General features: G+C 74.1%; 7 protein-coding genes. 3 read left to right on the top strand and 4 right to left on the bottom strand.

Annotated elements, in window-relative coordinates; all coding sequences use genetic code 11:
- Window positions 1-214 precede the first annotated feature (214 nt).
- Both ADL22_RS21575 and dapE read right to left on the bottom strand, forming a co-directional pair.
- On the bottom strand, window positions 215-967 hold the full coding sequence (locus ADL22_RS21575; protein WP_066982133.1) for a TIGR00730 family Rossman fold protein: 753 nt from the start codon (window positions 965-967) through the stop codon (window positions 215-217).
- Window positions 968-1,104: 137 nt separating this feature from the next.
- Window positions 1,105-2,205, bottom strand: coding sequence for a succinyl-diaminopimelate desuccinylase (dapE, locus tag ADL22_RS21570; RefSeq protein WP_066982130.1), 1,101 nt, complete (start codon window positions 2,203-2,205; stop codon window positions 1,105-1,107).
- Window positions 2,206-2,246: 41 nt separating this feature from the next.
- Here dapE and ADL22_RS21565 point away from each other — a divergent pair, with 41 nt between their 5' ends.
- The gene (locus ADL22_RS21565; protein ID WP_079064318.1) at window positions 2,247-3,242 is read left to right on the top strand and encodes a heavy metal transporter; all 996 of its coding nucleotides are present in this window, start codon (window positions 2,247-2,249) and stop codon (window positions 3,240-3,242) included.
- Window positions 3,243-3,574: 332 nt separating this feature from the next.
- A complete protein-coding gene (locus tag ADL22_RS21560) occupies window positions 3,575-4,057 on the top strand; it encodes an ATP-binding protein (protein ID WP_066982127.1) in 483 nt (160 codons plus the stop codon).
- Window positions 4,058-4,156: 99 nt separating this feature from the next.
- On the opposite strand, the gene dapC is transcribed toward ADL22_RS21560, so the two are convergent.
- Window positions 4,157-5,284 carry a succinyldiaminopimelate transaminase gene (dapC, locus tag ADL22_RS21555; protein ID WP_066982124.1) on the bottom strand — a complete coding sequence of 376 codons (1,128 nt, stop codon included), beginning with the start codon at window positions 5,282-5,284 and terminating at the stop codon, window positions 4,157-4,159.
- A 268-nt stretch (window positions 5,285-5,552) separates the two neighbouring features.
- Window positions 5,553-5,879, bottom strand: coding sequence for a ferredoxin (gene fdxA / locus ADL22_RS21550; protein WP_016573354.1), 327 nt, complete (start codon window positions 5,877-5,879; stop codon window positions 5,553-5,555).
- Between the two features lie 142 nt (window positions 5,880-6,021).
- On the opposite strand from fdxA, the gene ADL22_RS21545 reads away from it, so the two are divergent.
- A complete protein-coding gene (locus ADL22_RS21545; RefSeq protein WP_079064317.1) occupies window positions 6,022-7,038 on the top strand; it encodes a GNAT family N-acetyltransferase in 1,017 nt (338 codons plus the stop codon).
- Window positions 7,039-7,098 lie beyond the last annotated feature (60 nt).

Below are 7,098 nucleotides of genomic sequence, written 5' to 3'. Positions count from 1 at the left end.
CTCGCCGGACAAGCGCGGACGGACGGCACCCGAACGGGACCGAGGCCGAGGGCGTTCCCGATCGGGCCTGGGCGGGATGGGCGGGACGGACGGGACCGCCCAGGAAGGACGGGACTGGACGGACGAGGCGGGACGGACAGGACTGGAAGGGGCCGGGGGCGCCCCCCGCCCCCGGCCCCCGGCCCCCGCGCCCCCGGTGGCCGACCGACGCCCCCTAGATCCCCACCTCCTTCGTCACCAGTGCGATGGCCTCGTCCACGTCGTCGCTGAGGTGGAAGAGTTCGAGGTCGTGGGGGGATGCCTTGCCCTCGGCGACGAGGGTTTCGCGCAGCCAGGAGACCAGGCCGCGCCAGTAGTCGGAGCCGAACAGCACGATCGGGAAGCGGGTGACCTTGCGGGTCTGGACGAGGGTCAGCGCCTCGAAGAGCTCGTCGAGGGTGCCGAGTCCGCCGGGGAGGACGACGAACCCGCGCGCGTACTTCACGAAACAGGTCTTCCGGACGAAGAAGTAGCGGAAGTCGACGCCGAGGTTGACGTACTCGTTCATGCCCTGTTCGAAGGGCAGCTCGATACCCAGGCCCACGGAGGTGCCGCCGGCCTCGAAGGCGCCCTTGTTGGCGGCCTCCATCGCCCCGGGGCCGCCGCCGGTGATCACCGAGAAGCCGGCCTTGACCAGCGCCGCCCCGATCCGCACCCCGGCGTCGTACTCCGCCGTGCCCCGGGGCGTGCGGGCCGAGCCGAAGACGCTGACCGCCGGGCCCAGCTCGGCCAGCGCGCCGAAGCCCTCGACGAACTCCGCCTGGATCCGCATCACGCGCCAGGGATCGGTGTGCACCCACTCGGAGGGGCCCTCGGAGTCCAGCAGCCGCTGGTCCGTCGTCGTACCGCCCTGCGCCTGGTCGTGGCGGCGCAGGACGGGACCCAGCCGCTTCTCCTCGGGACCGTACGCCCCCTCGGGGTTGGCCATGACGTGCTCCCTCCGCTGGCAGATCGTTTGCCACTTCAGCGTAGATCCGGCGGAGTGAAGCGGAGGGGAATTCGGCTGGTCCCCGGGCCGGCGGGGGGGGACGGGCGGGCGCCGCGCCCCCTGCCGGGGAGCGGCGGTCAGTCCTGGGGCGCGGCGGTCAGCCAGGCGCGCAGCCGCTCCTCGCAGTGCAGGATGCGGTCCACGGCGACCCGCTCGTCCGTCTTGTGGGCGAGCAGCGCCTCCCCGGGGCCGTAGTTGACGGCGGGCACCCCCAGGGCGCTGAAGCGGGAGACGTCGGTCCAGCCGAACTTGGGCTTGGCGGTGCCGCCGACCGCCGCCATGAACGCCTGGGCGGCCGGGTGCGACAGCCCGGGCAGCGCCCCCGGGGAGTGGTCGTCGACGACGAACTCGTCCACGGGGCAGTCCGCGAAGACCTCGCGGACGTGCGCCAGCGCCTCCTCGGGCGTGCGGTCGGGCGCGTAGCGGAAGTTGACGGTGACGGTGCACTCGTCGGGGATGACGTTGCCCGCCACGCCGCCCTCGATCCGGACGGCGTTGAGGCCCTCGCGGTATTCCAGGCCGTCGATGACCGGGCGGCGCGGCTCGTAGGCGGCGAGCTTCGCCAGGACGGTCGCTGCGGCGTGCACGGCGTTGGCGCCCATCCAGCTGCGCGCGGAGTGCGCCCGCTCGCCCCGGGTGCGCAGCAGCACCCGGAGGGTGCCCTGGCAGCCGCCCTCCACCTGGCCGTCGGACGGCTCCAGGAGGACGGCGAAATCGCCCGCCAGCCAGTCGGGGTGCGCCTCGGCGACCTTGCCCAGGCCGTTGAGGTGCGCGGCGACCTCTTCGTTGTCGTAGAAGACGAAGGTCAGGTCCCGGTTGGGCGCGGGGACGGTGGCGGCCACCCGGAGCTGGACGGCGACGCCGGACTTCATGTCGCAGGTGCCGCAGCCCCACAGGACGCCGTGCTCGTCCAGCCGGGACGGGACGTTGCCGGCGATCGGCACGGTGTCGAGGTGGCCGGCGAGCACCACCCGCTCGGCGCGGCCGAGGTCCGTGCGGGCCACGACGTTGTTGCCGAGCCGGTCGACGGTGAGGTGCGGCAGGGCGCGCAGGGCCTCCTCGACGGCGTCGGCGAGCGCTTTCTCGTCGCCGCTCTCGGACGGGAGGTCGACGAGCCGGGCGGTCAGCGCGGCGGCGTCCAGCGACAGGTCAAGGCGGGGATGAGTGGAGCGCTCCATGGGGCCGACCCTATCGGCAGCCCTCGGGTACGTTGTGCTGCGTGTCCGCCCAGCCCGTTCCCCCTGCCCGCCGCGCCCGCCTGTGGCGTACCGCCGCGGCCGTCGCCGTCCTGCTCGGGGTGGCCGCGTACCTGTTGGTGCAGTACGTCAACAGCGGCCCCGGGGCGCCGCGCTGCACGGTGCGTGTCCAGGGGGGCGGGGACCCGTACGAACTCACCCCGGAGCAGGCCGCGAACGCCGCGACGATCTCCGCGGTGGCGGCCTCCCGGGGGCTGCCGGAGCGGGCGGTGACGATCGCGCTGGCGACCGCGATGCAGGAGTCGGGGCTGCGCAACATCGATTTCGGCGACCGGGATTCGGTGGGGCTTTTCCAGCAGCGGCCATCGCAGGACTGGGGCACCGTGAAACAGATCATGGACCCGGTCTATTCGTCCGGGGAGTTCTACCGGCATCTGGTGAAAGTGCCGGGCTATTCGCGGCTGCCGCTGACGGTCGCCGCGCAGCGGGTGCAGCGCAGCGGCTATCCGCAGGCGTACGCCAAACACGAGGCGAATGCCGCGCTGCTGACCGGTGCGCTGACCGGCCGCAGCGGGGACGCGCTGAGCTGCACGGTCAGCCACCCGGTGGACGGCGCCGGGCCGGACGGCGCGGCGAAGGTGCGCGAGAAGCTGGTGCGGGAGTTCGGCGCCGCCGTGCTGCCGCGGACCGCGGCCACCGGCGGGACGGACGCGGCGGCGGACCGCAGTGTGACGGTGCCGGTGCGGCCGGACGGGGTGGCCGCGGCGGCGCCGGGCGAGGCCGGTCAGCGCGGCTGGCAGCTGGCGAACTGGGCGCTGGCGCACGCCGCCGACCTGCACATCGAGCGGATCTCGTACGCCGGGCGGACGTGGACGGCGGCGGATTCGGACGAGGGGTGGCAGCGCCCGGCGGCCGGGGACGCGGCCGGCGCGGGGCAGACGGCGGGCACCGGGGACGCCGCGGGAACCGGGGATTCCGGGGATTCCGGGGACGCCGTGCGGATCGTCACCGCGCGGTAGCAGCGCGCGGGCCACGCGGGATGGGCCGCGCCGGTAGGCGGGCCGGCCCGGGCGCTCGCAATACCCTTTCCCACCCCCGAATTTCACCTGGTTGCGGCCGTATCCTCACTCAATTCCCTTGCGTTTAAGGGTCTGTGACGTTTCCGCACGGCTCCGGCGCGCGCGCATATCGCCCTTCTTTATCGCGGGCCGATTATGTGACACGTTGCCAATTCTTTACCGGAGTTCACCGCAACCTTCGGGCATCTGGCGCGGTAGTCAGGGCGTCCGTCCGCCCGGCGGACATGGCACATCTGTCAGAAGTACGAGTCCTTCTCCGTAAAAGGAGCACCATGTCCCTCCCCGTTACGCGTCGGATCGCCCGAGCCGCCCTGCTGGTCGCAGCGGGCGCCGCTCCCGTGGTCGCTGCGGCCGGATCCGCGAGCGCCGTGGACCTGCCTCCCAAGGGCAACGAGCTGGGCGGACTGACCGCGCTGGACTCCGCGAACACCAGCAAGACCCTGGACCGCACCGCCCGGACCGGCGTCGGCCTGGTCAACGAGACCGGCACGCAGGCCGCGCACACCCTCGCGCCCGCGCTGGTCAAGACGCTCGGCCCGGTCGTGGAGAAGGCCCACCCGCTCACCCAGGAGACCGCGGACCGCGCCGAGGGCGTCGTCCGGCCGGTCGCCAAGCGGGGCATCTCCACCAACACGCTGGCCACCGACGCCCTCAAGGGCCTGGTCGGTTCGCCCGAGGGACTGCTCAAGCCCGCCACCGGGCTGCTGGGCCCCGCCACCGGCCTGCTCGGCGGTCTGCCGCTCGGCGGCAGCTGATCTTCCGTACGCGGTACGGCTGATCTTCCGTACGCGGTACGGCGCGGGGCCCGGGGAGACGTATCCCCGGGCCCCGCGCGTGTGCTCAGCGGCGGCGGCTCACCCGGCCAGGCGGCGCACCGCGGCCGCCACCCGCTCGTCGGTGGCGGTGAAGGCGATCCGGACGTGCCGCTCCCCCGCGGTGCCGTAGAAGTCGCCGGGCGCCACGAGGATGCCGCGCTTGGCCAGGTCGCCGACGGTGTCCCAGCAGGGCTCGTCGCGGGTCGCCCAGAGGTACAGCGACGCCTCGCTGTGCTCGATGCGGAACCCGGCGGCCTCGAAGGCGGTGCGCAGCGCGGTGCGGCGGCGGGCGTAGCGGTCGCGCTGCTCGGCGACGTGGGCGGTGTCGCCGAGCGCCGCGACGGTGGCGGCCTGGACCGGCGCGGCCAGCATCATCCCGCCGTGCTTGCGGATCTCCAGCAGTTCGCCGAGGACCGCGGCGTCGCCCAGCAGGAACGCGGAGCGGTAGCCGGCGAGGTTGGAGCGCTTGGAGAGCGAGTGGACGGCGACCAGGCCCTCGTGGGAGCCGCCGCAGACGTCGGGGTGGAGGACCGAGACCGGTTCGACCTCCCAGCCCAGTTCGAGGTAGCACTCGTCGCTGAAGACCAGGACGCCGTGCTCGCGGGCCCAGGCGACGGTGCGGCGCAGCTCGCCGGCGGTCAGCACCCGGCCGGTGGGGTTGGAGGGTGAGTTGAGCCAGAGCAGCTTCAGCCCGGCCGGGTCGAGGTCCCAGGGGTCGTCGTAGACGACGGGTTCGGCGCCGGCCAGGCGGGCGCCGACCTCGTAGGTGGGGTAGGCCAGCCGGGGGTAGGCGACCTTGTCCCCGGGGCCGAGGCCCAGCTGGGTGGGCAGCCAGGCGACGAGTTCCTTGGAGCCGACCACCGGGAGGACGTTGCGGTGGGTGAGCCCCGGGGCGCCGAGGCGGTCGGCGGCCCAGCCGGTGAGCGCGTCCCGCAGCGCCGGGGTGCCCCACACCGTGGGATAGCCGGGGCTGTCCGCCGCCGCGACGAGCGCTTCCCGGACCAGCGCGGGCACCGGGTCGACCGGGGTGCCGACGGAGAGGTCGACGATGCCGTCGGCGTGCCCGGCGGCGGTCGCCTTGTAGGGCTCCAGGCGGTCCCAGGGGAAGGCCGGGAGCCGGTCGCGGAGCGAGTCCCTGGCGGGGTGGCGGGTGGAGTCGGCGCCCACGGTGCTCTCTTTCTCGTACGGGGTGGCGCGGGGGGCGGCGGCGCGGGGAGGGCGGCGCGTGACGGCGGGTGCGCGCTTGCGGTGCGCGGTTACGCCTCGGTGTGCGCGGCGGCGCCTCCGGCGCGCGAAAACGCCTCGGTCCCGTACGGCGGGCTGGCCGTACGGGACCGGGCGGCGCCGTGCGGCCTTCCCCAGCTCAGGCCGGGGCTGCTCCCCAGCGGTCCGGGGGACGGGGAGCGGGCGGCTCCCGGACGTCCCTCCGGGGGTGTCAGTGGTCCTGGTTCTGCGGCGGCAGCGCGGCGATGAACGGGTGGTCGCGCTCGATCAGGCCGAGCTTGCTGGCACCACCCGGGGAACCGAGCTCGTCGAAGAACTCCACGTTCGCCTTGTAGTAGTCCTTCCACTCCTCCGGGGTGTCGTCCTCGTAGAAGATCGCCTCAACCGGGCAGACCGGCTCACAGGCACCACAGTCGACGCATTCGTCCGGGTGGATGTACAAGGACCGGGAGCCCTCGTAGATGCAGTCGACGGGGCACTCCTCGATGCATGCCTTGTCCTTGACGTCGACACAAGGCTGCGCGATGACGTAGGTCACGCTGTCGTTCCTCCTCGGTAGGGCCGGCGGACCGATCGGCGGTACCGCCGCTGGGCGCGCGGGAGCGCGGCGTCGTCGATGCCCGCCACCTAGTATCTCCGTTCCCGGGCACGAGACGAACAAGAGGGGCGGGTACAGAGCGATGGAATTCCTCGCCGGCGGTCGGGCGGAAGTCCGCATCACCCATGCTGACGTGGGCAAAAGGGTATCCGTCCGGCGTCTGACCGGGGGTGGTGCCGGGGAGCCCGCGTTCACGGACGCGGTCGGCGTTCTCACATCCTGGGACGAGGGTGTGCTGAGCATCACACGGCGCGGCGGGGAGTGCGTCCGGATCCCGGAGTCTTCGCTGGTCGCGGCCAAGGTCGTCCCGGCGGCACCGGCCCGCAGAAGGGGTCCGGCGGCCACGATGCGGGAGCTGGAGGAGGTCGCGGCCCGGGGATGGCCAGCACTTGAGACGGAACGTCTCGGAGAGTGGACGCTACGGGCCTCCGAGGGCTTCACCCGGCGGGCGAACTCGGCCCTGGCGCTCGGCGACCCCGGAATCCCGCTGCCCGAGGCGCTGGACCGCGTCGAAGGGTGGTATGCGGCGCGCGGGCTCCCGGTGCTGCTCACCGTCCCCACCGGGGACAGCGCCGGCGAGCGGCTGGCCGCGGAGCTGGCCGCCCGGGGCTGGCCGGCCGAGGCGCACACGACCGTGCGGACCGCGCCGCTGGCGCCGCTGGCCGACGCCGCCGGGGACCGCGCGCGGGTCCTGCTCTCCCGGGAGCCGGACGACGGCTGGCTGGGGCTGTACCACCGCGCCGGCGCGGACCGGCCGGCGGCGGCGCGGGCGGTGCTGACCGGCGGGCCCTCGGTGTGGTTCGCGCGGGTGCCGGCGCCGAACAACGGCACCGCGGCGATCGGACGGCTGGTGGTGGATGGCCGGTGGGCGGGCTTCTCGGCGATAGAGACCGATCCCGCGTGGCGGCGCGGCGGACTGGCGACACTGGTGATGGCGGCGCTCGCCGAGCGGGCCCTGGCGGAGGGCGCCTCGGCGGCGTACCTCCAGGTCGAGGCGGACAACGCGCCCGCCCTGGCGCTGTACGGGCGGCTCGGGTTCACGGAGCACCATGGGTACCACTACCGGCGGGGAGTGGCGTCTTCGGCGGGGGGCGCGTGAGCGGGGGCGCGCCGGGGTGTCCTTCGGCCGCTGTGTGAGCGTCGGCGCGGCCCGGGGCCC

The sequence above is a fragment of the Streptomyces sp. NRRL F-4489 genome (genome assembly GCF_001509485.1).
Taxonomy (GTDB): Bacteria; Actinomycetota; Actinomycetes; order Streptomycetales; family Streptomycetaceae; genus Streptomyces.
This window is presented reverse-complemented; position numbering and strand designations above follow the sequence as displayed.

Excerpts from the sequence above, each read along its gene's own strand:
- ADL22_RS21545 (WP_079064317.1), top strand. The coding sequence starts at position 6,022 with ATGGAATTCCTCGCCGGCGGTCGGGCGGAAGTCCGCATCACCCATGCT.
- ADL22_RS21575 (WP_066982133.1), bottom strand. The coding sequence starts at position 967 with ATGGCCAACCCCGAGGGGGCGTACGGTCCCGAGGAGAAGCGGCTGGGT.
- ADL22_RS21560 (WP_066982127.1), top strand. The coding sequence starts at position 3,575 with ATGTCCCTCCCCGTTACGCGTCGGATCGCCCGAGCCGCCCTGCTGGTC.
- dapE (WP_066982130.1), bottom strand. The coding sequence starts at position 2,205 with ATGGAGCGCTCCACTCATCCCCGCCTTGACCTGTCGCTGGACGCCGCC.